The sequence below is a fragment of the Polyangiaceae bacterium genome, assembly GCA_020633235.1.
Taxonomy (GTDB): domain Bacteria; phylum Myxococcota_A; class Polyangia; order Polyangiales; family Polyangiaceae; genus JACKEA01.
In genome coordinates, this window is record JACKEA010000004.1 from 405977 (window position 1) to 428935 (window position 22959).

Consider the following 22959-nt stretch of genomic DNA (forward strand, 5'->3'; position numbering starts at 1 on the left):
CATGTCGGTCCGCCGCGGTCACACCGCGGACGGACGTCGGAGCTCGACGAGGTCATCCGGCAATGCCCGGATCACGCCGCGGGCCAGCCTGTCGGACAGCACTTCCGCTTCGCCGAGGGCCCGCGCGGCATCCCGCGCGCCGAGTCGCTTCGCCACCAAACGCAGACGTCGCTCCACGTCGCGCATGATTTCGGCGTCCGTCATGATGCTCTGCCCGTTGCGGTCGTGCATCGGCAACATGAAACGGACGCCCACGCCGTCGCGCTCCGCCAGCGCGGCAAAGGCCTCGATCTCCGTCAGGTTCTCCCGCAGGAGCACCATGCTGTAGGTGACGGCTTCGACGCGCTCGCGCAGGGCGGCAAGGTTCTCTCGAATGCGCGTCATGGGCAGTCCGCGGTTGACGCGCGCGTAGGTCTCCGCGCTGGCGGCGTTCAAGCTCACGGTGACGTGCTCGAAGCTCACGCCGGAAAGGCGCTCGAGCTCCTTGGGCGTGAGGTAGCTGCCGTTGGTGGTGAGCGCGACCTTCGCGTGGGCGGGGAGCGCGCCGCTGGCGAGGAACTCACGGAACACGGGCGAAGAGAGCGGCTCGCCGCCCAGGGCCTCGAGCCGAGCGAGGCCGGGCAGGAGCTCCGTGAGGGAGTCGTAGAAGCTCTGGGGTAGCTCGTCGGCGAGGGAGCCTTCCGCGCCGAAGTGACACATCAGGCAATCGTAGTTGCAGTGACTGGTGGTCGAGATCACGAGCTCGAGGGGCGTGCCGGCGGGCAGCTCGCTGCCCGCGAGGATGGCGTTCAGGGCGTGGCGCTGATTCTCGACGAAGGGCGCCGGGCCGCCGCGGAGCACGAGCTGGGCCAGGGAGTCGGAGCGACCGCGGAGCCGTGGACAGCTTGGGCTGCAGGTCCGTGGAGGGCCGCCGGCGGACAAGGCGCGGCGAAAAGCGCGCATGTGCGGGGCGTGCCACAGCTCCGCGAAGCTGCCGCTGGCCGTCTGAGGAGCAGCCTGGAAGTCCGCGCAGCACGGTCCGACGCTCGCGCCGAAGCCGAGCTCGAGCCGGGTCCAGGGCAACGTGCAAGGGCGCGCGTCGGCGAGCTCCGGCGCGACGTGATCGGCGACCGTCAGGCTCCGTTCGGGATGGCCGACCAACGCGTCGAACGACGCGTCGAGGCTGGACGCTTCTGTGAGCCAGCGCGCGACGAGCTCTCGGACCGGGAGGTTCCGCGCCGCCCCGACAATGAAATCGGCCAGCGCGCGACCCACGGGAGCGATCTCGGAATAGGGGACGGACGTGCTGCGATAGCTGAGCTCCGGACACGTGGGGAACGGGCCCTTTGGACCCGAGGTGTCGAGGGCGAAAGTGATCTCCTTGCCGCTGGGCAGCTCGAAGACGACGTGAAGCGCGCCATCGTGCGCAGCAACACTCGAAAGTCGTGCCTCGGCGAAGACGAGGCCCGAGCGAAGCTCAGCGTCGCTCATGACGCTCCGCGAGCAGCGCGTAGAGGTCCAACGTCATGCGCCACAGGCTCTCGACCAACGTGGCGACCAGGGCCACGCTGGCGATGATCACTGGCGCCTTGAGCTTCACGTTGGCGAACAGCACGAAGGTGGCGAGGAACCAGGTGAGGAACAACACGGTGGCGTTGGCTACGCTGCCCGCCAGCTGCACCACGATGCGCAGGCCCCGAGTGAGACGTGGTGCCAAAAACAGGAGCGCCAGGGACAGCACCACCAACGTCGCGAGAACGATGGCGGGAGCGGGGTCCTTGGTGAGCAGCTGGGCCCCAGTGCTCACCTCGGGGCTGTGCATGGGCGCTCCGCAGGTGCCCTGAACCTCGACCCAGGGGAAGGGCAGGGTGACCACCGCGATCCCAAACAGCAGCGGCCGAATCCAGAGCCTTCGGACGGACCGCGGCGCCTCGGACATGCGCAAACAGCGTGAAACACCCGGGATCCAGCGTCAATCTGCGCGAAATCATCCAGCCCTCTCAAGGCCTGGCCAGAGCTGCCGTCAGGGGGCTCAGCCATGTGGGTACAGGTCGCACCTTCGGCGTCCTTGGGAGGGATAATTACAATATCTACAATTCCTACAATTCCTGCGATACTTGCAGAAGCTGTGAGAACCGTATCCCTCACCTCCCATGAGGTCGCCCGCCTCATCCGGGTCAGCCCCTCCACGGTGCTGTCCTGGATCGACAAAGGCCTTCTGCCTGCCTACCGGACGCCCGGAGGACACCGGCGGATCGACTCGGTGGCGTTGCTCCGCTTCTTGCGCGAGCACCAGATGCCGATCCCCAAGGACCTTGCGCCCGTATCCCGACTGTTGATCATCGACGACGACGACGCCTTCCTCCGCACGGCGAAGCGCCTGCTCAAGCGCTACGCGCCGGAGCTCGAGGTGGAAATCGCCGAAGGCGCCGTGGATGGCCTGCTGAAGGTCGGAACCTTCCGCCCGGATGCCGTGCTGCTCGACGCCTACATGCCGGGCATCGATGGCGTGGAGGTGTGTCGTCGTCTGCAAGCTTCTCCCGAAACTCGGCACATCGTCGTCGTCGCCCTCACCGGCAATCCATCACCAGAAATGGAACGGAGCTTCCGTTCCGCAGGCGCCGCCGCCTGGTTGGTCAAGCCTCTCGAAACCCACCATCTGCTCGCCGCTCTCGGTATCGAGAGAGCTCACGAGGTAGCCTCATGACTCAGCCCGCCCCTCTTCTCAGCACTCAGCTCGATCCCAGACCCGTTCCCAGAAGTGGCCGCAGGATGCGCGCGCACCGCCTGCGGGCGGGAGAGCTCAACCTGGAGCACATGCGGGCCACGGCTCAGCACGCTGCCATGGGCAAGCTCTCCGCCCACGTGGAAGATCTGTCGCTCACCGGCGCCGCCCTCGTGGTGCATGGCGCGGCGGCATCCGCCGGCCTGGTGCTGGTCGGGGATCGCCTGGAAAAGCTGCGCCTGGAATGCCGCGAAGGCACCATCTACCGCGGCACTGCCTCCGTGCGCCGGGTGATGGAGCGGGAGGACGACCTGGTGATCGGCATCGAGCTCGAGTCTCGCGGGATCGATCTCGGCCTCGTGTATCGCTTCGGCTCGCGCCATGGATTCGCGGATCGTCTCAGCGCCGTGCTCTCGGCCAACGAGACGGCGCGCATCTTCAGCGAGTTCAAGGCATGGGTAGCGGACTTTCGCTCCTACCTGCTCACCACCAAGGCGTTCCTGGACGCGGAAGAGCGCGCCCTCGACGGGATGGACCTGCTCTCCCGCGAGCAGACGCTGCAGGCATATCAAGAAGAGGTGTCGCCCATCCTCGTGGAGCGGCTGAACGCGGCTTCGGCGGAGCTGTCGGACTTCGCGTCGCGCCTGTCGGAAGACCAGCACTCGCACTACCGCGCATACTTTCGCGCGCACGTGATCCCGCTCTTGTGTGCCTCCCCTCTGTTGCGCCGCGCCTACGAGAAGCCTCTGGGCTACGCGGGCGACTACGAGATGATGAACATGCTGTACCGGGATCACGCCGAGGGAGACTCGCTGTTCTCCAAGGTGATCAACATCTACGCAGCGCAGGAGCCGGCAGCGCGGGCCAACATCAATCGCCTCGAATACCTCGGCGCCCGCATTCGCGAGATGGCGCTCGAGAAGGACGGCCGCATTCGCATCGCCAGCATCGGTTGTGGTCCTGCGCGCGAGATCACCAAGCTGCTCGAAGAGCAGCCACGGCTCGGGCCTCGCCTCGAGATCGCGCTCATCGACCAGGAGGACCGCGCCATCACCTTCGCCGAGCGAACGCTCGGGCCGTTGGCGGCCAAACACGGCGCGCGCGTTCAGTTCATCAAGGAGTCCGTGCGGCGGCTGCTCACCACCAAGAAGCTCTCTGCGGCACTTGGCGAGCGGGACTTCATCTACAGCGCAGGGCTCTTCGACTACCTGAACCAGCGGAGCGTGACCGCGTTGATGTCGGCCTTGTATGAGGCCTTGATCCCCGGAGGGCAGCTCGCGATTGGAAACGTGGCCGCCCACAACCCCACGCGCTTCTTCATGGAGTACGCTCTGGATTGGTTCTTGATCCACCGTTCACCGGAGGACCTGCTCGCGTTTGCGCAAGCTCTCGACCCGACACCTTCGCGCATGATGGTGGATTCCGAGCCTCTGGGTGTGAATCTGTTCCTACGCCTCTGGAAATGACTGGATGAAAGCCGCCCGGGAAACGGGCGACCGCTTCGAAGCAGAGCTGGCTGGCCGAAACGTATCCGGCGCCCGCCTCGGCTATCTGCTTTCTGCGGTTCTCATGCCCGCGGGATTCACGCTGGACTTCGCCATGGCGCCGAGCCATGTGGGCGAGTTCTTGGTCATTCGCCTGCTGTCGGCGCTGGTGGCCTTGGTGCTCTTGGCCGTGTCGTATGCCCCCGTCGCCATTCGGCGCCCGGTCATCCTCGCGGCGGGGCCGCCGCTGGTGTGCGGCGCCGGCATCGAAGCCATGATCCTTCGGCTGGAGGGCGCAGACTCGCCGTACTACGCGGGACTGAACCTGTGCATCCTGGCCATTGGCGTGCTGTACACGCTGCACTGGCGTCACGCGTTGGCCATCAGCTTCGCAGTGATGTTCCTGTGGTTGGCGCCCGCGGTCGTGGAGGCGAGCCAGGGGCGCCTGCACTATCGCGAGTTCTTCAACAACTTCTACTTCATCGCGCTCACGATGGTGATCTCCGTGGCCTCCACGGTCATTCGCTTTCGCTCGGCTCGACGCGAGTTCGATGCGCGCGCCGAGGTGGAGAGCACTTCGGTGGAGCTTGCGGGGACCTTGGAACGCCTGCGCGAGCTCGACCGCATGAAGAACGAGTTCTTCGCCAACATCTCCCATGAGCTCCGCACGCCCCTCACGCTGATCCTGAGCCCAGTGGAGGACCTGCTGTCGCGCAACCCGCCGGAGCAGGAGAAGGCGGCCCTCGGCATCGTGCGCCGAAACGCGCAGCGCCTGCTCCGCTTGATCGACGACCTGTTGGATCTCGCTCGGCTGGACGCCGGCGGTCTGCGTCTGCGCGTCGCCGAGGTGGATCTCGCCGAGATGGCACGTCGGATCGTGGACGGCGCTCAGCCCACGGCGCTCAGTCGGGGCATTTCGCTCACCCTGGACGCTCCCGCGCAAAGCCCCGATCTGTGGGGCGATCCCCATCGGCTCGAGATGATCCTGACCAACCTGGTGGGCAACGCCCTCAAGTTCACGCCTGAGGGCGGCCACGTGGAGGTGTGCGTCAAGGACCACGGCCACGAATACGAGCTGTGCGTGCGGGACGACGGCGAGGGCATCGCTTCCGAGGACCAAGAGCGGATCTTCGAGCGCTTCTACCAGGTGGAGGGCTCCGAGCGCCGCAGGCACCAGGGGGCGGGCATCGGCCTGGCCCTGGCCCGAGAGCTGGCGCGGCTCCACGACGGCGACTTGGTGGTGGAGAGCAGTCCGGGGCAGGGTGCGCTGTTTCGCATGCGCCTGCCGCGGGGCCGAGAGCACTTCCGCCCCGAGGTGCTGGAGCGGCGGCGGGTGAGCAAGGAATCGCATCCCCAGCGGCGGTCGTCGGACAGCGTGCGCGCGTCTTTCGCCAGCATTCCAGACCGCGCCCGAGAGGTCGTGACACGGGACGAGGAGCAGCCGATCCGATTGGATCGTGGTCGTCGGGCCAAGATCCTGGTCGTGGAGGACGAAACCGACCTGCGCGAGTTCGTGGAGCGCTCGCTGCAAGGCGAGTTCGAAGTGATCTCCGCAGCAGACGGACGGCAGGCCCTGGACATCGTTCGCGCGGATCGACCGGACCTCGTGCTCACGGACGTGATGATGCCCGTCGTGAGCGGTACCGACTTGTGTCGTACCATCAAGAGCGACCGCTCGTTGAAGGCCACGCCGGTGATCATGCTCACGGCGCGCTCCGGCTCCGACGCGACACTGGAAGGCTACTCCGCGGGTGCGGATGACTTCGTCACCAAGCCCTTTCACACCCGCGTGCTGCTGGCGCGGATCCGCGCTCAGCTGAAGCTACGTGCCATGAGTCTGCAGCTGGCAGATCAGGCGCAGCTCACCACCGCCGGGACGCTCGCCGCGGGCATCGCTCACGAGGTGAAAAACCCGCTGAACGCCATCCTGAACGCCGCGCGCGTGCTCAAGCGCGCAGGGCAGAGCAAGAAGGTTTCCAGCGAGAAGCTCTTGAACGTGGTGGAAGAAGGCGCCGGCCGCATCATGGACATCGTGGCCGTACTGGAGGAGCACGTGCGGCCCGCAGAAGGCGTAGCTGCTTCCGCCTGCGACATCTCCGAGGGCATCGAGTCCTCCTTGCGGCTCCTGGAGCACAAGATTGGAGACGTGACGGTTCATCGCGACTACGGCGCGGGCCTGCGCGTGCTCGCGCCTGCACGTCAGATGAACCAGGTCTTCTTGAACCTGCTCGACAACGCCCTCCGAGCAGGACCCAAAAACCTCTGGGTCCGAACGGCACGGGCTCCTGGCGGCATACGTGTCAGTATTTCCGACGACGGCCCGGGCGTGGATCCTCAGATTGTGGCGCTGATTTTCGAGCCGTTCTTCACCACTCGTCCAGCCGGGGAAGGCACCGGTTTGGGGTTGTACCTGTGTCGCAGGATCGTCGATGATTGTGGCGGATTGGTGAGCTACCAACCACGTGAGGGTGGGGGAGCCGAGTTCGTGATAGAGCTGCCTGCGATGGAGGCCGCTGCGTGAGTGGTTTGGTGTTGTTCGTCGATGACGACGAGGCCAACCTCGTCGTTTGTGAAGCCGCCCTGGGCGACGACTTCGACGTGCAGACCGCGAGCAGCGCCGCCGACGCACTGAAGGTGTTCGAAGAGCGTGACGTCGCCGTGCTGGTCACCGATCAGCGCATGCCCGGCGTCACCGGCGTGGAGCTGTGTGAGCAGGTCAAGGAGCGCTCCCCCGATACCATTCGCATCCTGATCACCGCGTACTCCGACCTGAAGGCCGCCATCGATGCGATCAACCGCGGTCAGGTGCGGCGCTATCTGAAAAAACCGTGGGAACCCGACGAGTTGGCGGCGGAAATTCGCGATGCACTGCACCTGTATGAAATGACAGGTCAGCTGCGCCGCATGGAGCGCCGTCTGGTGGAGACCGAGCGGCTCTATGCCCTCGGGGTCGTCGCGGCTGGAATCGCCCACGAGCTGCGCAATCCGCTGGGGGTCGCCCTCAGCAATCTGGAGATCCTCCGGGGTGCCGTGGCCGAAACCAAGCGCGCCATCGAGGGCGGCTCGGCGGATCCGCGACGTGTGGCCGCGCTGGTGAAGGAGATCGACGACTCCGTCGCCGACACTCGCTTCGCCATGGACCGCATCATGGATGTGGTGCGCGGTATCGAGATGCCCGCGCGGCCGGCGGCCAGCAAGCCGGAGCTCGTGGATCTGGCCAATGTGGTTCGCATGACGCTGCAGCTGGTGAACCGCGAAATCGTGAAGCGAGCCAGCGTGGAGCTGGACGCCCGGGGGCCCCACACGGTGACGGGATCCGCCTCGAAGCTCGGGCAAATAGTCCTCAATTTGGTCGTCAACGCGTTGCAGGCCCTGGGAGACCGCCCGTACCACGAGAACAAGATCTCGATCTTGATTCGAAACGCCGGCGGCAAAGTGGAGCTGGACGTCGCGGACAACGGGCCCGGCATTCCAGAGGGCGCGTTGAAGCGGATCTTCGATCCGTTCTACACGACCAAGGAGGAAGCCGGCACGGGTCTGGGTCTGGCGATCTCCAAGACCATCGCGCAGGAGCACGGCGGGGATCTGACTGCGGAGAACCTCTCCAGCGGGGGCGCGCGCTTCCGCCTCTCGCTGCCCGCTACAGAATGAGCGGCGTCCGCCCGGCGAGCACCACGTCCCACCAGCGGAAGGTGACTGCCAGCACGTGGTCCAGCTGCCAGGTGCCACTATCTATGCTCTCGCCGCTCTTTCGCGGCTGCGGCTTGTTCAGGTCGTCCGGCAAGCAGTAGGCCGCGAGCTCCGAGCTCTGTAGCAGGTGCAGCACTCCCTCCGAGAACCCGCTCCCGGCATAGGCGATCACACCGGGGATGCGCAGAGTGGCCAGGTCTTGCAGCGCGTACGGGATCTTCTCGTCCGCCGTCCCGCTGGAGTCCTGGTACTTGCACTCCAGGGCGAGCGAGTCCCCGGTGGCCGGGTGGACCACCAGCAGGTCGATGCGCCGTTGCTTCCCGATGATGCTGGTTCCGAGGCTCACCTCTTCATAAAGGTGGATGCCGCGGCTGCCGTAGGCGGAAAGCAGGTAGCGCGCGATGCGCCGCTTGTATTGGTTCCCCGTCACGCAGGCATTCTACCGGAGGCGTGAGGCCAAGAGCCCGCTGTCTGCCTGGCCCCCCGCCTCTTCCAGCCGTCTTCCCGCGATGGCGACCGCCTCCCGACACAGGTCCGTGCCCAGGAAGTGCCGTCCCTCCCGCACCGCCGCTACGCCGGTGGAGCCGGAACCAGAAAACGGATCCACCACCAAGTCCCCGGGCAGGCTGCTCTGGCGGATGAGGACCTCTGCCACGGCGCTGGGCTTCTCCGCCGGATACCCGCCGCGAATGCGTCGCTCGGTGATGATGTCGGGCGTGGACAGGTCCAAGAGCTTCCGCTTGCCCTTCTCGAAGAACAGGATGAGCTCGTAGCGCGAGCGGTAGTGGTAGCCCATGCCGATCGCCACCTTGTCCCACACGATGGGCTTCCAGAAGCGAAAGCCGGCTTCCTCCGCGATGGGCTTGGCCACGAACATCGTTTCCTGGTCGCAGAACAGGTAGAAGTGCGTGTTCGGTCGCAGCACGCGGTGGACTTCTCGGAACAGCTCGCCGAAACGGGAATTGGGAAAGATCGAAAACCAGTCGTTGCTGCTGGCCTTGCTGTGCTTGAGCCGTGTCGTGGTGCCGCGGGCGCGATGCTTCTCCAGGGACTCGTAGGCGGGGTCCGTCACCACCAGATCCACGCTTTCGGTCGCCAAGGTGCGGAGGAAGGCTACGGCATCCCCATGGCTCACCCCATACGCGGGACCGGCTTGGGCCAACCGGGGGGCAGGCACGCTGCCGGGATGGGTGAGTCGAAAGCTCTCCGCGGAGTCCAAGACCACGCCGTCCGTCATGGGATCGGTTTCTATCACAGCGCCGCGGGTCTCGGTTTTTGTTCGGACGTTATTTGTCACACCTGCGGCTCCAGCGCGAGCTGCCAGCGCTTGGCGTGCTCGTCGCGGCCGAGCACGTGGACTTGTACGCGGTCGCCGAGGCGACACAAGACTCGTCCCGTCTGGTCTCGGAGCTCCGCGCCGTCGTCGCTGGCGACGACCTTGCGCCCCAAGGCCTTGGACAGATGCCGTCCGTAGAGCTTCACGTCCACCGGTGGCTCGTCGAGCAGCACGTGGAGCTTCTCGGAGGTGCAGCCCATCACGGTGCCGGAGAAATCCTTCTGCTTTCCGGAAAACAGCTCGTTCAACACGGCTTCGTTCACCGCCCGGGTCAGCTGCTTTTGCACGTTCTTGGAGTGGTTGGCGGCGGCCAAGACGGCGCGCTGCAGCGCGGTTCCCGATGGCGCGTCAGGGTCCGTCAGCTTCTCGCCCGCGATTTTCTCCATGGCCTCGCCGTGGAGAAAGACGCCGACGATCTCGCGCATCGGTGCGGTGAAGCGACCGTACACCTCCGCGCCGACGCCGAAGTGAGCCGCCGGCTCCGCCGAGTAGGCGCTACGCCCGCTCACGAACAGCGCTTGGCGGTGGATGGCCAGGGCCAACCGCTGCTCCGCTCCGCTGCTCGGCAGCAACGAAAGGTATTCGGAGAGGGACCGAGCGTCGTGTCGGTCCCAGGCCCACGGCTTCGGTGGAAGGTTGCGACTCTCCACGAAGCTCCGAACCAGACGCTCGAAGGCGGAGAGCCGCTCCTCGTCCGGGCCCTCGTGGGTGCGGTAGATGGGATCCACGTCATCCCCCGGCGTGTCGCCCTCGCGCAGAAAGCGTGCTCCTTCCACGTTGCACAAGAGAGAGATCTGTTCGTTGTAGCGCTCTACCGGCAGCCGTAGCTCTCGAACGGCGACGAATTGATGCTGCTTCGAGAGCGTCACGCCCACCTCCGTGCGCCGGAAGCGGACCACGCCGCGCTCGTCCGCTCGCGTCATGCGAAGCTCTCCCACCTCTCGGAGCAGGCGCAGGCTTTCGGCATAGGGCTCGGTCGACAGCGGATGTTCCTTGGTGTCGTAGAACCCCTGCACCTCGTCGAAAGACAGCTTCGCGTGGCTGTGGATGCGCGCGCGCAGGAGCCGAGTGCCGGTGCACTCACCCTGCTGATCCACGCGCATGCGGAATACCAGCGCACGTCGGTCCACTCCGGGGTTGAGGCTGACCACTCCCTCCGACAAGGTGCGGGGCAGCATCGGGATCATCAGCCCCGGCAGGTAGTAGCTGGAGCCTCGTTTCAGCGCCTCGTCCCACAGCGGATGCCCGGGGCGTACGAACCACGATGCGTCCGCGATCGCGTAGTCCACCACGTAGCCCGGGCCCTCGCGCTCGATCCAGAGCGCCTGGTCCAGATCCCGGGTATCCGTCCCATCCACGGTCACGAAAGGCACGTGACGGAGATCCGAAAGGTCGGTGTCGTCGATGTTCGGCGACCGCACCCAGCGCTCCGCCTCCTCTCGGACCTGCTCCGGAAATTCCAGGGAAAGCCCGGCTTCTTCGGCGATGCGGCGGACGTTGTCGGTGGCGGAATTGCTCATGGCTGAGCGCGGATCCTGGACGATCCCCGACCCGGTCGCGAGGCCTTCCCTGCTTTTTTCTGGCACGCTGGAGGCGTATCCTGGAACATTGCCCTTCAGGGGCCAGAATCATGTCGGGATCCGATCCCCCGAAAGTGCCGGACGTTTCGCCCCAGAGCGAATGGGAGACGGACACGTTCACCGGGACCGCGCCGCTCCAAGCGCGCTGGGCGAAGGTGGTGCAGCAGACTTCGGACCCGCCCCAGGCCCCTGCCATCCAAGCACCTCTCGAGTCGGGCACTCGTATCGGTCGCTACGAGCTCATCACGCGGCTGGCCAAGGGCGGGATGGCATACGTGTGGATGGCATGGCGTGCGCGCAGCAGCGGCAAGAAGGAAATCATCGCGCTCAAGACGCTGCTTCCGAGCCTGTCTCACGATCTCGTGTTCGTGCACATGTTCCTGGACGAAGCCAAGCTGCTCACGGAGATCCGTCACCCGAACGTGGTCAGCATTCGCGACGTCGGCGTCCACGCGGACATCCCCTACGTGGCGTTGGAGTGGGTGGAGGGCGATACCCTGTCGGCGCTTCTTCGCGCGTTGGCCGCAAAGGGCAAGGAGGTGCCGCTCGCGATCGCGCTTCGTATCGTGGGAGAGTGTTGCCTCGGACTCCACAACGCGCACGAGCTTCGGGACGCCCACGGAGAGCTCCTGAACGTCGTGCACCGGGACGTCTCACCCTCCAACATCATGCTGTCGTCTCATGGAGACGTGAAGCTCATCGACTTCGGCGTGGCCAAGGCCAGTGAGCGGCTGGCGGAGCAGACGCGCACCGGGGTGCTCAAGGGCAAGGTCAGCTACATGGCGCCCGAGCAAGTGCTGCGCGCCCAGCCGGACCGGCGGACGGACGTGTGGGCCGCCGGGGTGGTGCTGTATCGGTTGATTGCGCAGCGTCTGCCCTACGAGGGCGACATCCCCGCCATCGTTCGACAGATCAAGTTCGGCGAGCCGGTACCGCCGCTGCCCGCCTCCACTCCGCGCCCCGTCGCGGAAATCGTCTACCGCGCCCTCGCCCGCGAGCCCCAAGACCGCTTCCAGACCGCCGCGGACATGCGTCGTGCCATTCAGTACGCCTACGCCGAGGTGTGCGCGCCGGTGCCCAAGGACCAGTTCGCTCGCTTCGTGATGACGTTCCTCGGCCCCACCATCCACGCCCGCCGCGCGGCCCTCAAGAACGCGATCAGCGACGAGTGAAGGGCTTGCCGCCCCGAGGTGTTCGGACCATGCATCTCCGCATGGCTCGCATCGCACTGCTCGGCTTGGTTCCCGCGCTGGCGCTGACCTTCGTCGCACGCCCAGCGCACGCTTGAGGTCTGGTCGCGCCCGTCGGTCCGACGGGTTGTGAATCCGCAGCGGCCCCCGAGCCACCGGTGTGGCGCGTGGGCGCCGCCTACGCCTTCACCCAAGCGGAGCTTCGCTTCGACGGCGAGCAGGACTACGATCTCGAGCAACACGCTGCCGTAGCTTCGCTCTCGCGCCGCTTCGGAGAGCGCACCACGCTGCAGCTGGCCGCGGGCGCAGTGCTGGCGGGGGAGCTATCCGGAGAAGGCTCGAGCTGGGACGTGCTGCCCGGTCCCGTGGTGAGCCTCTCGAGCGCCTATCGCATCATCGGCGGCAAGGGCGAGGTGCCCTTCGTCACCGGCACGCTCGCCTTTGGCGCGTCGTTCCCGCGCACCCGCGCCCAGAGCTACGACGAGCGCTCCCACTTCAGCGCGTTCGATCTGCGCGCCGGAGTGCTCGCCGGGGCCACCTTGTTCGAGGCCTGGAGCCCGTATGCCGCTGCCCGCGCCTTCGGAGGTCCGGTGCTGTGGCACAGCCGCGGCGAAGATCACACCGGGAGCGATCGCCATCACTATGCCATCGGCGTCGGTTCCAGCCTGAGCCTGGGCCCGCGCTTTGCCCTCACGGCCGAAGCGATCTTCCTCGGTGAGCGAAGCTACAGCGGCGGCATCTCCTACGCCCTGTAGCGTTTGTATGTTGGTGCGCCGCGGAAACGTCGCTGCGCGCGAGCACGGCGTTTCCGCGCCGCAGCGACAAAGAAATGCTCAAAAGTCTTCGGTGTTCTCTCGGAGGAACTCGAGGATGAGCCCGTTGTTGTCGTGGTACTCGTCCGGAACGTCGTCCCACAGCCACTCGAAGGCGCCGTCCACCCAGTCCCCAATCTCCGTCAGGTTGCGCGTGAACGGTGGGAAGCGCGCGTTCTGGGTGCCGGCCACGTCCACCCAGTAGCCGCTGAACACCAGGAACGCGCGGTACGGATCGCGCCCTTCGGGGTCCTTGTGAATGCGGCTGGTCAGGTGATCCAGGCCGAAGGCGTTGAGCCGGTAGGTGGGAACGCGTTGGCTCCGGAGCGCAGGAGGCAGCAACACTTGCTCGGGCAAGATGTCATGACGCTGGCCGCGGCCGCGGAGCAGCGTCCCGTCGACGTGTCCGGCGATCTCTCGCAGTAGAGACAGCTGGTACTCTCCGCTGGTGGGGTAGAGCGCGTGCGAGCCCTCTCCCACGGCGATCACGGCGTGGTCACCGAGCTTCAAAGTACGTGGGTCGTCGAAGGGCACGCGCAGGCGCCCTTGAGACCAGCGCTTGAGGTTCTTCAAGAACGCGATGGTTTGATTCTCCAGGTGCCCGGAGATGATCATGGAAGACGGCCGCTCGCTTCCTTCGAACACCAGGATCATGCTCTCGCGATCGAACACGTGGGGGCCGATGTTGGTGATGCGCGCGAGCCCGGTCTTGGTGTCGTAGGCGTAGATCTGGTGATACGTGATGAAGAAGCGATCGCTGTCGGGGTCTTCCAGATAGGAGTAGTAGATGACGGCGTCGTGTGGGTCGCCGCCCAGAGTGGCAAACACCGAGCGCTTCATGCTGAAGACGTTGAAGTCCAGCAAGTACTCGCTGTGGCCGTTGTAGCGCATGAACTTCCCGAGCTCGGCCAAGGGGATCGCCTCCTTGCCGAACACGGTCTTGATCTTCAGCCTCTCGTCCGCATTCTTGATGGCTGGAGCTCGAAGCAACGTCTTCAGCGAGACCGGGAAGTACTTCTCCTTCGCAGAGAACAGGAAGATGGGGGCGTAGCGCTCGGCGATCTCGGCGATCTCGGCTTGGCTTCGACGAAGGGCGCACTGCACGAACAGGTACTGGCGCCAGAGCTCCTTCTGCTTGTCGCCGCTTCGCGCGAGCACCTGCAGCAACCACGCCCCTTCGGGATCCTGGTCGCGACGAAACGAGAGCCTGATCGTCGGACGCTTGGGGTCGATGGTCCCGCGCTTCTCGTGCTCGCCGTTCGTGACCACCCACTCGTAGGAGAGGGGCTCGGACAGCGAAAGCGCCGCGGCGATGCGCTCCGGCGCTTGTTTGAGCCCGGGCATCGAAATACCGAGGACACGGTTGCCGCTCTCGTCGAGCTCGCTCTTTCGGATGTCGAGCATCCGCTCGGGGCTGAGTCGGGAGCGAGGCATGCCGGAGAAGGGACGCTACTTCACGTGCAGGGCGCCGTCACGGCGCGGCGGAGCTGTCGGTCTCTCCCCAACACACGGGGTCGCCGCCGGCGGGGAGCCCGCACGCAAGGCGCAACCCGACGGCCAGAGCCACGAACTTCTTGCCGGACGGCGGAGTCGCGCCGTCGCCTCCCCAGCACGCAGCTTGGCCGTCGAGACCCAGAGAGCAGGAGAGGATCACGCCGGCCGCGATGCTCTTGGCGGTGTTGGCGCCGGGTTTCGACTGACCTTCCACACCGCCCGCGCAGACCACCGTCCCCGCCGCGCCGCTGCCTTCCAAGATACCGCAGGTGTGCATGAAGCCGGCGGTCACTTCGCTGTACTTGCCCGCCGGGAGCGCGACGTCGTCAATCTCGCCGCCGGCGGATTCGTCTTCGTCGGACTCGGCGGGCGCCCAGCACTTGGCGCTGCCATCCGGCGTCAGCGCGCAGGCGTGCCGGCCACCCACGGCGACTCGCTTGAACGTGCCGCTGGGGCGCCGCGAGACCAGGCGCATTCCGAGCACGGACGCGCCCTCGCAGTCGCCCACTTCGCCGCTGCACTTGTCAATCAGGTCTTGGGAGTACTGCGTGCGGCCCTTGGCGTCCCAGCACACGAGCTGACCATCGGGACGCACCCCGCAGGACGCTTCGTCTCCCGTGGAGATCTGCGCGAACGCACCTGCTGGCGCTTGGTCGTGTGCTCCCCAGCACACCACGCTCTGGTCCTTCTTGATGCCGCAGACGTGGAACGAGGCAGCCGAGATCTGAAGCAGCTCGCCCTTTGGCGCCTTGCCTTCCAGATCGCCCCAGCAGCTCACTTGGTGATTCGACTTCAGCCAGCATCCAAAGTCGGTGCCGAGGGTGATCTGAGGCGCGAAGGGAACTCGAACGCCCTGGCTCCCCGCCCCCGCTGGCGTCGGCGTGGGGTCGGCGCTCGACGGGGCGCGAGCCTCGTTCTGTGCTCCGCCGCAGGCGCTCAGCGCGAGCGCGAGACTCAACATGGACGCACGCATGTCCAAGGAGGGTACTCGATGCGCGTTAGTCGGTGAACCCCACCACCTTGCCGTCCGCCGAGCGCACGAACACCAGCACCGATTCGTCGCCCTTCACCGGAAAGCGAACGACCTCGACGGGGTCGCTCCCGCGGTACCGCTGGGACAGCTCCGCGGCATCGAGGGTCACGAGCTCCTCCGTGCCGAGGGTGAGCTGGCTGTGATCCTTGTCCCGCATCACCTCGGCGATCTTCATGCGAAGCTCGTCGCGGGAGCTGATCAAGTCGCGGCGGTCCCACGAAAACGGCATGCCGGTCAGCGCCATTGCCGTGTCCAGTCGGTCTTGCATCATGGCGTTCATCCACTCCCGCGCGGCGTCTCGCGATCCTTTCGCGGGTGCCACGGGCACTTCCTCCACCACTGGTGCAGGGGCCGGAGCCGGGATGGCGGGTGCCGAAGGACGAGCCGGCGGTAGGGTCACGTCTCTCAGCCGTGCGTCGCTGTCGGGATCGATCTCGTACACTCGGGCGCCCTGGGGCGTGAACGCCACGGCGTACGTCTTCTGGGCTACCGCGGCGAAGGAAACCATCTGGAGCGGGCCTTGCAGATCCGACGCGCTCACCACTCCGAGGCGGTGCTCGCCGGGCAGCACCTCGATGTGCAGGCGTGCGTCCTCGTCGATGGGAATGTCGGCGCGCTCGCCGTCCACGGTGACCAGCTTCGCGTCATCGGCTCCGCGAAAACGCAAGACGGCGATGTCCTCGGCGCTCTTCTGCGGGCCGGGGTAGTGCTCGACGACGTAGGTCGGGCCTGCACAGCCGGAAACCAGCAGCGCGAGAAACAGCAGGAGCGAGCGTAGTCGGGTCATTGGCGGGCCCGTACCCCCGAATACCCCGCGCGTCACGTGCGTCGCGCGACGTCCACGGCGAGCTCCGTCTTCTCCACGGCCGGGTCCAGGCTTGCTCGTTCGGTCCGGGGACGCATTCGCCACCAGTCCGAGGCATCGGCTTGGGACCACCCTGGAATCTCCAAGTCGGCGAGCGCGTCCGCCAGGACCCTGCCGTCTCCAGGTCGGTCACCCGGCTCCTTCTCCAGGCAGCGGAGCAGGAGCGCTTCCAAACGCGCATCCAACGCGTGCCCCGCCAGCTTCGAGGGTGGCTCCGGCGCTTGGGTGAGGTGCTTCGAGCAGATCTCGATGACGGAGCTTCCGCTGAACACCTCGCGACCCGTCAGCAGGAAGTAGCCCACGGCGCCCAGCGCGTACACGTCCGACGCCGGGCCCACCTCGTTCGGCTTGGTGATCGCTTCCGGCGCGAGGTAATGCGGCGTGCCCACCACCGCGTTCGCTTGCGTGATGTCGTCGACCTCGGGGTTGTCCAGCTCCTTCACCAAACCGAAGTCGAGCACCTTGACCATGTCCGGCACGCCCCCGCGGTTGCACAGCATGATGTTCGCGGGCTTCAAGTCGCGATGCACCAGCCCCAACCCGTGGGCTTCCGCCAACGCCCGCGCCGCCTGTCCCAAGATGCCCGCGGCGCGCGCAGCGTTGACGGGGCCATGATCCTTCACCAACTCCTGCAGCGTGAGCCCGTCCAAGAGCTCCATGGCGTAGTAGAACTGGCCGTCCGGAGTGCGCCCATAGTCGAAGATCGCGACGCTGTTCGGGTGCTCCAGTCGGCTCGTCTGGCGAACTTCCCGCTCGAATCGAAGAACCGTCTGCTCACCGACGCTCTCGATGGGCAAGAGCTTCACCGCCGTGGGGCGGCGCAGCATCACGTGCGTCGCCTCGTACACCACCCCCATGCCACCCTCGCCGATCTTGCGTCCGAGCTCGTACTGACCCAGGCGCAGAGCGCGGCGCATCGTGCGCCGCAGGCCGTAGATCACGTGGGAGGTGACGGCCGTGGTGATCACGAAGGCGCTGCCGATGAAGCCGATCCCGTCCGCCGCAGCGGGGTCCATGCTGCCCCGCGTTGCCCTGGTGATGGCGAACAGCGAGGCCACCGCCACGATGCCGATGATCACGGTGCGTCGCACCGGGCTCGGCACCAGCGCGGAGCGGATCACCAGTAGCAGCGCGATGCCGAACATGGCGAAGACCGGACCGTACAGCGCGCTGTCGCCGGTCATCGCCGCCAGGGCTATGTGCGTGTACACCACGGAGAGCGTCAGGGTGATGCCGCTCTCCAGCACCAAGAGCACGGTGCGGCCCGGCCTGCCGAGCTTGGTGTACAGCCACGTGACGAGCACCCCGGTCGTCACCGACCAGCGCAGCACCGTGGCCCATAGCGGCATTTCCGGCGGTTTTACGTCGTACACGAACAGCGGCGTCACGACGTCGCTCAGGTAGGCGAAGAGGTCGATGGACAGCAGCACCTGTGCGTAGAGCCGCACGCGGTCGCGCAGGTGGTCGACGTCTTCCGAGGGCGAGCTGCTGGGCACGGGGTCGGCCACCATATCACTCCCAGCTCGTGTTCTTGACAGGGGGATGTCGCTGCGGCGCGGAAGCTCGCGGGCGCTCGGCGCGTCTTTCTGGACGCTCAGTGCACTACACGCACGCGGGTGCCGGGCGACACGCCGCGCACTTCCACGAACTCGTCGTCCGCGGCGCCGAGCTCCACGCGCCGGGAGGACCAGCCGAACGTGGAGCGAACGTCCACCACTGCGTAGCCGTCCGTCACCTGGATCGCGCCCCGCGGGATGCGCGCTTCCACCGAGCGCGCGGGCAGGGCGATGGTCGCCTCCAGCCGCTGGCCGATGGGCAGCTCGCGCCTTTCGTCCCACTTCACCCAGGCGGTGCGCACCCAGCCTTCGCCCCGTTCGCGGGCGTCGAAGGCGCCGATGGTACGGTGCTCGAGCTGCGCGCCCACGCGATCGACGGTGCTTTGGCCGATGACCTCGGGCTGTCCCGGCATGCGCAGCGTGACGGCCAGGCCGGGCGTGACGCGCATGGCATCCACCTCTTCGATCTCCAGCCGGAGCTCCACGCGAGACGTATCTGCGATCTCGAAGGCTGCCGGTTGCGTCCCGGCCGCGGTCCCCGTCAGCGTGTCCCCCGGGTCCACACGCCGCGCCAAGACCACGCCCGGAATGGGCGCCACGATCTTCGTCTTGTCGAGCTCCTGCTCTGCTTGTTTCACCGCGGCGGCGGCGGCCGCGCTGCGCGCCTTGGCGGCGCGCACCTCGCTCGGGCGGCCGCCGGCCTTGGCCAAGGAGATCCGCGCGCCGAGGCTCTCCACGCGCGCTTCGGCGATGCGCACGGCGCTCTTCGCCTCGTCCAACTGGGACGCGGTGCTCGCTCCGCTGGCCTGGAGCTTCTCTTCCCGGGCGGCGCGCTTCTTCGCGAGGGACAGCTCCTCCTTTGCGCCGCGGAGCTCCGCTTCCAGCGCCTCCACCTCTTGTCGGCGCGCGCCCGACGCGATGGCACTCGCGGTGCTGCTCAAGGAGCGAAGCTCGGCCTCGCGGCGCTCGACCTCTTCCTTCACCACCGCGGGCTCGATCTCCGCCAGCAGGTCACCGGCCTTCACCCGCATGCCCTCGCGCACGTGGACGCGCATCACCTGTCCGTCGATGCGGGGCCGAACCTCGGCGGTGCCCGCCAGTGGGATCACCACGGCGCGGGCCACCACCTTCTCGCGTAGCTCGCCCGCTGCCACCGTGGCGCTCTCGGCGCGGCTCGTCATCCACAGGCCGCCGCCGGCGAGGAGCACCACCGCTCCGCCGACTACCAGCCACGGCCGCCGCTTCACGCCGCACCTCCGGGGACCACGCGGGACACGGCGCCATCTTCGATCTCGATGACGCGATCCGCAAACTCCGCCAGGCGGTGATCGTGGGTCACGAGCAGGATGCCCCGCTCGGGGCTCACCTGCTGGCGGAGGATGGACACCACGTTCAGGGCGGTGTGGGTGTCGAGGGCCGCGGTCACTTCGTCCCCCAAGATCAGCGACGGATCCCCGGCCAACGCGCGGGCGATGGCCACGCGCTGCTTTTGCCCGCCGGACAGCTCGCCGGGGCGGTGATGCAGCCGCTCCCCCAGACCGACGATCGAAAGTGCCGCGGTGGCCTTGTCGTCGGCAGTCTCGGGCGGCGTGCCTTTCATCTTGAGCACCTCCGCGATGTTCTCCAGGGCCGTGAGCGCGGGGAACAGATTGTAGCTCTGGAACACGAAGCCCAAGTGCTGGCGCCGAATGCGGGTGATGGCCGTCTCCGCCAGCTCCGTGATCGTCTCACCACACAGCTCCACCCGCCCGCCGCTGGGCTTGAGCAGCCCCGCCAACACGCTGATGAGGGTGGTCTTGCCGGAGCCGGAGGGTCCCATCAAGAGCGCGAGCTCGCCGGCGAATACCTGGAGGTCGATACCCCTGAGCACGGGAGTGGCGAGCTCCCCGTGGCCGAAGGTCTTGCTCACGCCGCGCGCGTCCACCAGCACTCGCGCCGGAGCCAGCCGTTCCGCCGCGCTCACTGGAACACCTCCGCAGCTTCCAGCTTCAGCACGGCGCGCACGCTTCCGATGGCAGCCACCGCGCACATGCCCAGCACTGCCACGATGCCCACGGCCATCACCGGAGGAGACAGCACGATGAAGAGTCCGAACTTTTCCGCGTAGCGCTGGATGGCGATGGCCATGATCACGCCGAGGCCGCCCCCGACCAACGCCAAGAAGGCCGCCTGCCAAGCGACGAAGCCGACAATCTCCAAGGGGCGGGCCCCGATGGCTTTCAGCGTCGCCAGCTCCCGGAGGTGTTCCTTGGTCACGGCGTACAGCGTCTGCCCCACGATCACCACGCCCACCACCAGACCCAGCAGCGCGGAAAAGCCCAGCGCCGTGCCCGCTCCCGAGCCTTTGACCCAGTAGTCCTCGGTCATCACGCGAAACTCGTCGGTGGTGTGAGCGTCCAGATCCGGGTGCTGCTGCACGTGTCGGATCACGCTCGCCGTACAGTCCGGCCGCGCCAGGTCCAGCACCCAGTAGGTGGCCTGGTCGCTGCCCATCTCGAGCACCCGGCGCGCGGTGCCGATCTCGCCGAACACGTAAGGCGCCAGCGTGAAGGCGCGGATGCCTTCGGTGACGGCGGCGACCCGCACCGTGTGGCGTCCGATGCCGAGCTCCGCACCGACGGGATCTCCCTGGACCGCGAGCTTGCCGAGGTCCAGCCCGTCGATCGCGACGCGCGCGGGCGCGTGCAAGTCGTGCGGGAGTCCTCGGGCCATGCTCCAAGGCACGATGTGCTTGGAGTCCGGCTCGAAACCGACGACCTGCACGGCCTCGAGACTGCCGTTGGGTTTGCGCAGCGCCGCGTACGAAAGCACGATCCCTCGTACCTGCTTCACGCACGGATGAGACGCCGCGTACTGCCGGCTCCCGGGCGAAAGGCGCTCTCCGTTGTCCACCACTTGAGTGCCCCGCGCCATCACCCACACGTCACCACCCACGTGCTGCACCAGCGCCGACGAGCTCGAGAGGAAGCCGGCGTAGAGACCGATCTGTCCGAGCAAGAGCGTCGCCGCGAAGGCCACGCCGGCGATCGACGCCAGCAGCTTGCCGCGGTCATGGGCCAGAGATTTCAGTGCGATTTTCCGCACGGGAGAGCAGGATACCCCCGCCCCGCGAGGAGCGCCGGAGCTTCTGATACGCTGGCCCGATGGGAGCAAAGCGAGGGAGGCGGATGGCCGCACCGTTCGTGGTGACGCTGGCGGTGAGCGCGTGCACGCGCGGCGGTACCACGTCGAATCCTCCGCCCCCGACGGGCGCGCCGCCCCCCACGGCGACGCCTACCCCTACGGCGACGCCTACGCCCACGAACCCCGTGACCGTCGCCCCCACTGCCAGCGCCGCCCCCACCAGCAGCGCGGAGCCACCGCCCGGGGATCTCGTCTACGACGGCTTCGGCTCCTGCTACCGCATGGTGAACGGCGAGAAGAAGTACGTGCCGACGTGCCCCGACTCCCTGTTGCCCGAGGCGCCGGAGGGGAGGCTCACTTACGGCTTCGCCGGGCACTGCCGCACGGTCCCCGGGGGCAGCACGGTCCGCTGCCCTGAGGGCGGTCCCACCGCCGTGCTCCCCGCCAAGACGTCCAAGGGAGACGTCCACCTACGGCTCGGGAACATGACGTGCGCCGAGAGTCACACGATGCACTGCCCCAAGGGCGCCTTCTGCAACCCGCCGCCCCCCACGCCCGTGCCGTGCCCGCCCGAGCTGTTGCTGAAGCTCGCCCCGGGAGTGAAGCCGACGCGGACCGAAGGCAACGCGTGCTTCTACGACAGAGTGCGGGTCTCCTGCAGCAAATAGCCGGTCGTTGATTGTCGGTGCAACGCGGAACCGCGCGGCCGCGAGGTCCCGCGCCCAAGCGACAATATTCAGGAGTAGCGCTTGGAAATGGCGGTGAGCGCGGCGACGGTCTGGTCGAAAGCGCTGACGTCCTTCGGGTCTTGGCACAAGAAGCGCTCGACGTCGGACAACGCGGCGATGGCGCGATCCACTTTGGGATCGCTGCCCTTGGCGTAGGCGCCCAGGGCGATGAGATCGCGCTTTTCTTCGTAGGCGGCGATGAGTGCACGCATCGTGCGGGCGGCGCGCACGTGCTCGGGGGCGACGACGGCGTCCATCACGCGGGAGAGGGACACGGTGACGTCAATCGCGGGGTAATGGCCGCGGGCGGCGATGCGACGATCCATCACCACGTGGCCGTCGAGGATGCCGCGGACCTCGTCGGCGATGGGCTCGTCCATGTCGCCGCCTTCGACCAGTACGGTGTAGATGGCGGTGATGGCGCCCGTCGTCCCTTGACCGCTGCGCTCGAGCAGGCGCGGCAACAGCGCGAACACGCTGGGCGGATAGCCCCTGCGCGCGGGGGGCTCCCCGGCGGCGAGACCCACTTCACGTTGCGCGCGGGCGACTCGTGTGACGGAGTCCACCAGCAGCATCACGCTCTTGCCGAGATCTCGGAAGTGCTCGGCCACGGCGGTGGCCACCTGCACCGCTTTCAGTCGCTCGAGGGCCGGCGCGTCACTGGTGGCGACGACCACCACGGAGCGGCGACGTCCCGCTTCGCCCAGCGCGTGCTCGAGAAAGTCCCCCACTTCACGACCGCGCTCGCCCACCAGGGCGACGACCACCACGTCGGCGTCGGTCCCCCGCGCGATGGCCCCGAGCAGCGTGCTCTTGCCCACGCCGGATCCGGCGAAGAGCCCGACGCGCTGTCCCACGCCCAGCGTGAGCAGCCCATCGATGGCCCGCACGCCGGTGGAGAGCGGCGCGGTCACCGGTCTCCGTCCGAGGGCCGCCGGCGGCGCGCGGTCGACGGGAACCGGCGTCAGATCTTCGGGCGGGGGCAGTCCATCCACCGGACGCCCCAGGCCGTCGAGCACGCGACCGAGCAGGCTCGGCCCCGCTCCGATGGACAGCGGCGCCCCGGTCGACTCCACGGGATCGTCGGGCCCGACACCGGACAGCTCCCCGAGGGGAATGGCGATGGCTTCGCCTTGATCGAAGCCCACGACCTCGGCGAACAGCGGGTCGCCCCGGCGCCGGAGCACCACCACGTCGCCCACCCGGGCGCCGGGCAGCGCTACCCTCACGGAAAGGCCGGTGACCGCTCGCACCGCCCCCACGGGTCGTAGGGCCGAGGTCTCAGCCAGGCGGGCGCGCAGGGAGTCGAAGTCCACGGCGGATAGGGTACCGCCGAGGGTCGAAAGCGACCAAGAGTTGCCCAA

General features: G+C 67.3%; 20 protein-coding genes. 7 read left to right on the top strand and 13 right to left on the bottom strand.

The window, feature by feature from the left end; genetic code table 11:
* Nucleotides 1-18: 18 nt before the first annotated feature.
* Nucleotides 19-1470 (bottom strand): radical SAM protein, encoded by a 1452-nt coding sequence (locus tag H6717_23230; protein ID MCB9579958.1) that lies wholly within the window; start codon nt 1468-1470, stop codon nt 19-21.
* Nucleotides 1457-1918, bottom strand: a complete 462-nt coding sequence (locus H6717_23235) for a hypothetical protein (protein MCB9579959.1) — start codon at nt 1916-1918, stop codon at nt 1457-1459. Before H6717_23235 ends, H6717_23230 begins: the two co-directional genes overlap by 14 nt.
* 189 nt (nt 1919-2107) lie before the next feature.
* Here H6717_23235 and H6717_23240 point away from each other — a divergent pair, with 189 nt between their 5' ends.
* The 4 genes from H6717_23240 to H6717_23255 all read left to right on the top strand — a co-directional run bounded on the left by H6717_23240 (nt 2108) and on the right by H6717_23255 (nt 7839).
* Nucleotides 2108-2686 carry a response regulator gene (locus tag H6717_23240; protein MCB9579960.1) on the top strand — a complete coding sequence of 193 codons (579 nt, stop codon included), beginning with the start codon at nt 2108-2110 and terminating at the stop codon, nt 2684-2686.
* Between the two features lie 65 nt (nt 2687-2751).
* Complete coding sequence (locus tag H6717_23245; protein MCB9579961.1) at nt 2752-4170, top strand: class I SAM-dependent methyltransferase; 1419 nt, start codon at nt 2752-2754, stop codon at nt 4168-4170.
* 4 nt (nt 4171-4174) lie between these two features.
* Nucleotides 4175-6709, top strand: coding sequence for a response regulator (locus H6717_23250; GenBank protein ID MCB9579962.1), 2535 nt, complete (start codon nt 4175-4177; stop codon nt 6707-6709).
* Nucleotides 6706-7839, top strand: coding sequence for a response regulator (locus H6717_23255; GenBank protein MCB9579963.1), 1134 nt, complete (start codon nt 6706-6708; stop codon nt 7837-7839). The genes H6717_23250 and H6717_23255 overlap by 4 nt, the downstream gene beginning before the upstream one ends.
* Here H6717_23255 and H6717_23260 read toward each other — a convergent pair.
* The 3 genes from H6717_23260 to H6717_23270 are packed head-to-tail and all read right to left on the bottom strand — an operon-like array spanning nt 7829 to nt 10734.
* On the bottom strand, nt 7829-8308 hold the full coding sequence (locus H6717_23260) for a hypothetical protein (GenBank protein ID MCB9579964.1): 480 nt from the start codon (nt 8306-8308) through the stop codon (nt 7829-7831). The genes H6717_23255 and H6717_23260 overlap by 11 nt on opposite strands.
* A 9-nt stretch (nt 8309-8317) precedes the next feature.
* Complete coding sequence (locus tag H6717_23265; protein MCB9579965.1) at nt 8318-9115, bottom strand: site-specific DNA-methyltransferase; 798 nt, start codon at nt 9113-9115, stop codon at nt 8318-8320.
* A 56-nt stretch (nt 9116-9171) separates the two neighbouring features.
* Nucleotides 9172-10734 (bottom strand): RNB domain-containing ribonuclease, encoded by a 1563-nt coding sequence (locus H6717_23270; protein ID MCB9579966.1) that lies wholly within the window; start codon nt 10732-10734, stop codon nt 9172-9174.
* Between the two features lie 110 nt (nt 10735-10844).
* Between H6717_23270 and H6717_23275 the strand changes: the two genes are divergently transcribed.
* Nucleotides 10845-11966, top strand: a complete 1122-nt coding sequence (locus tag H6717_23275; GenBank protein ID MCB9579967.1) for a serine/threonine protein kinase — start codon at nt 10845-10847, stop codon at nt 11964-11966.
* A gap of 176 nt (nt 11967-12142) precedes the next feature.
* The gene (locus tag H6717_23280) at nt 12143-12739 is read left to right on the top strand and encodes a hypothetical protein (GenBank protein ID MCB9579968.1); all 597 of its coding nucleotides are present in this window, start codon (nt 12143-12145) and stop codon (nt 12737-12739) included.
* Nucleotides 12740-12817: 78 nt separating this feature from the next.
* On the opposite strand, the gene H6717_23285 is transcribed toward H6717_23280, so the two are convergent.
* From H6717_23285 to H6717_23315, 7 genes are all read right to left on the bottom strand, one after another.
* Nucleotides 12818-14230 (bottom strand): hypothetical protein, encoded by a 1413-nt coding sequence (locus tag H6717_23285; GenBank protein ID MCB9579969.1) that lies wholly within the window; start codon nt 14228-14230, stop codon nt 12818-12820.
* 37 nt (nt 14231-14267) lie between these two features.
* Nucleotides 14268-15263 (bottom strand): hypothetical protein, encoded by a 996-nt coding sequence (locus H6717_23290; protein MCB9579970.1) that lies wholly within the window; start codon nt 15261-15263, stop codon nt 14268-14270.
* Between the two features lie 25 nt (nt 15264-15288).
* Nucleotides 15289-16110, bottom strand: a complete 822-nt coding sequence (locus H6717_23295; GenBank protein MCB9579971.1) for a hypothetical protein — start codon at nt 16108-16110, stop codon at nt 15289-15291.
* Nucleotides 16111-16142: 32 nt separating this feature from the next.
* Nucleotides 16143-17696, bottom strand: coding sequence for a serine/threonine protein kinase (locus H6717_23300; GenBank protein MCB9579972.1), 1554 nt, complete (start codon nt 17694-17696; stop codon nt 16143-16145).
* Nucleotides 17697-17782: 86 nt separating this feature from the next.
* Nucleotides 17783-18991 carry an efflux RND transporter periplasmic adaptor subunit gene (locus tag H6717_23305; protein MCB9579973.1) on the bottom strand — a complete coding sequence of 403 codons (1209 nt, stop codon included), beginning with the start codon at nt 18989-18991 and terminating at the stop codon, nt 17783-17785.
* On the bottom strand, nt 18988-19689 hold the full coding sequence (locus tag H6717_23310) for an ABC transporter ATP-binding protein (GenBank protein ID MCB9579974.1): 702 nt from the start codon (nt 19687-19689) through the stop codon (nt 18988-18990). Before H6717_23310 ends, H6717_23305 begins: the two co-directional genes overlap by 4 nt.
* A gap of 14 nt (nt 19690-19703) precedes the next feature.
* The gene (locus H6717_23315; protein MCB9579975.1) at nt 19704-20828 is read right to left on the bottom strand and encodes a hypothetical protein; all 1125 of its coding nucleotides are present in this window, start codon (nt 20826-20828) and stop codon (nt 19704-19706) included.
* Between the two features lie 83 nt (nt 20829-20911).
* Here H6717_23315 and H6717_23320 point away from each other — a divergent pair, with 83 nt between their 5' ends.
* On the top strand, nt 20912-21535 hold the full coding sequence (locus H6717_23320; protein MCB9579976.1) for a hypothetical protein: 624 nt from the start codon (nt 20912-20914) through the stop codon (nt 21533-21535).
* A gap of 68 nt (nt 21536-21603) precedes the next feature.
* Here the strand turns inward: H6717_23320 and H6717_23325 are convergent, their stop codons facing one another.
* Nucleotides 21604-22911 carry a FliI/YscN family ATPase gene (locus tag H6717_23325; GenBank protein MCB9579977.1) on the bottom strand — a complete coding sequence of 436 codons (1308 nt, stop codon included), beginning with the start codon at nt 22909-22911 and terminating at the stop codon, nt 21604-21606.
* Nucleotides 22912-22959 lie beyond the last annotated feature (48 nt).

Coding starts and splice junctions, on each gene's coding strand:
- H6717_23230 (MCB9579958.1), bottom strand. CDS start 1,470: ATGAGCGACGCTGAGCTTCGCTCGGGCCTCGTCTTCGCCGAGGCACGA.
- H6717_23235 (MCB9579959.1), bottom strand. CDS start 1,918: ATGTCCGAGGCGCCGCGGTCCGTCCGAAGGCTCTGGATTCGGCCGCTG.
- H6717_23245 (MCB9579961.1), top strand. CDS start 2,752: ATGCGCGCGCACCGCCTGCGGGCGGGAGAGCTCAACCTGGAGCACATG.
- H6717_23250 (MCB9579962.1), top strand. CDS start 4,175: ATGAAAGCCGCCCGGGAAACGGGCGACCGCTTCGAAGCAGAGCTGGCT.
- H6717_23265 (MCB9579965.1), bottom strand. CDS start 9,115: ATGACGGACGGCGTGGTCTTGGACTCCGCGGAGAGCTTTCGACTCACC.
- H6717_23270 (MCB9579966.1), bottom strand. CDS start 10,734: ATGAGCAATTCCGCCACCGACAACGTCCGCCGCATCGCCGAAGAAGCC.
- H6717_23275 (MCB9579967.1), top strand. CDS start 10,845: ATGTCGGGATCCGATCCCCCGAAAGTGCCGGACGTTTCGCCCCAGAGC.
- H6717_23285 (MCB9579969.1), bottom strand. CDS start 14,230: ATGCCTCGCTCCCGACTCAGCCCCGAGCGGATGCTCGACATCCGAAAG.
- H6717_23290 (MCB9579970.1), bottom strand. CDS start 15,263: ATGCGTGCGTCCATGTTGAGTCTCGCGCTCGCGCTGAGCGCCTGCGGC.
- H6717_23295 (MCB9579971.1), bottom strand. CDS start 16,110: ATGACCCGACTACGCTCGCTCCTGCTGTTTCTCGCGCTGCTGGTTTCC.
- H6717_23320 (MCB9579976.1), top strand. CDS start 20,912: ATGGCCGCACCGTTCGTGGTGACGCTGGCGGTGAGCGCGTGCACGCGC.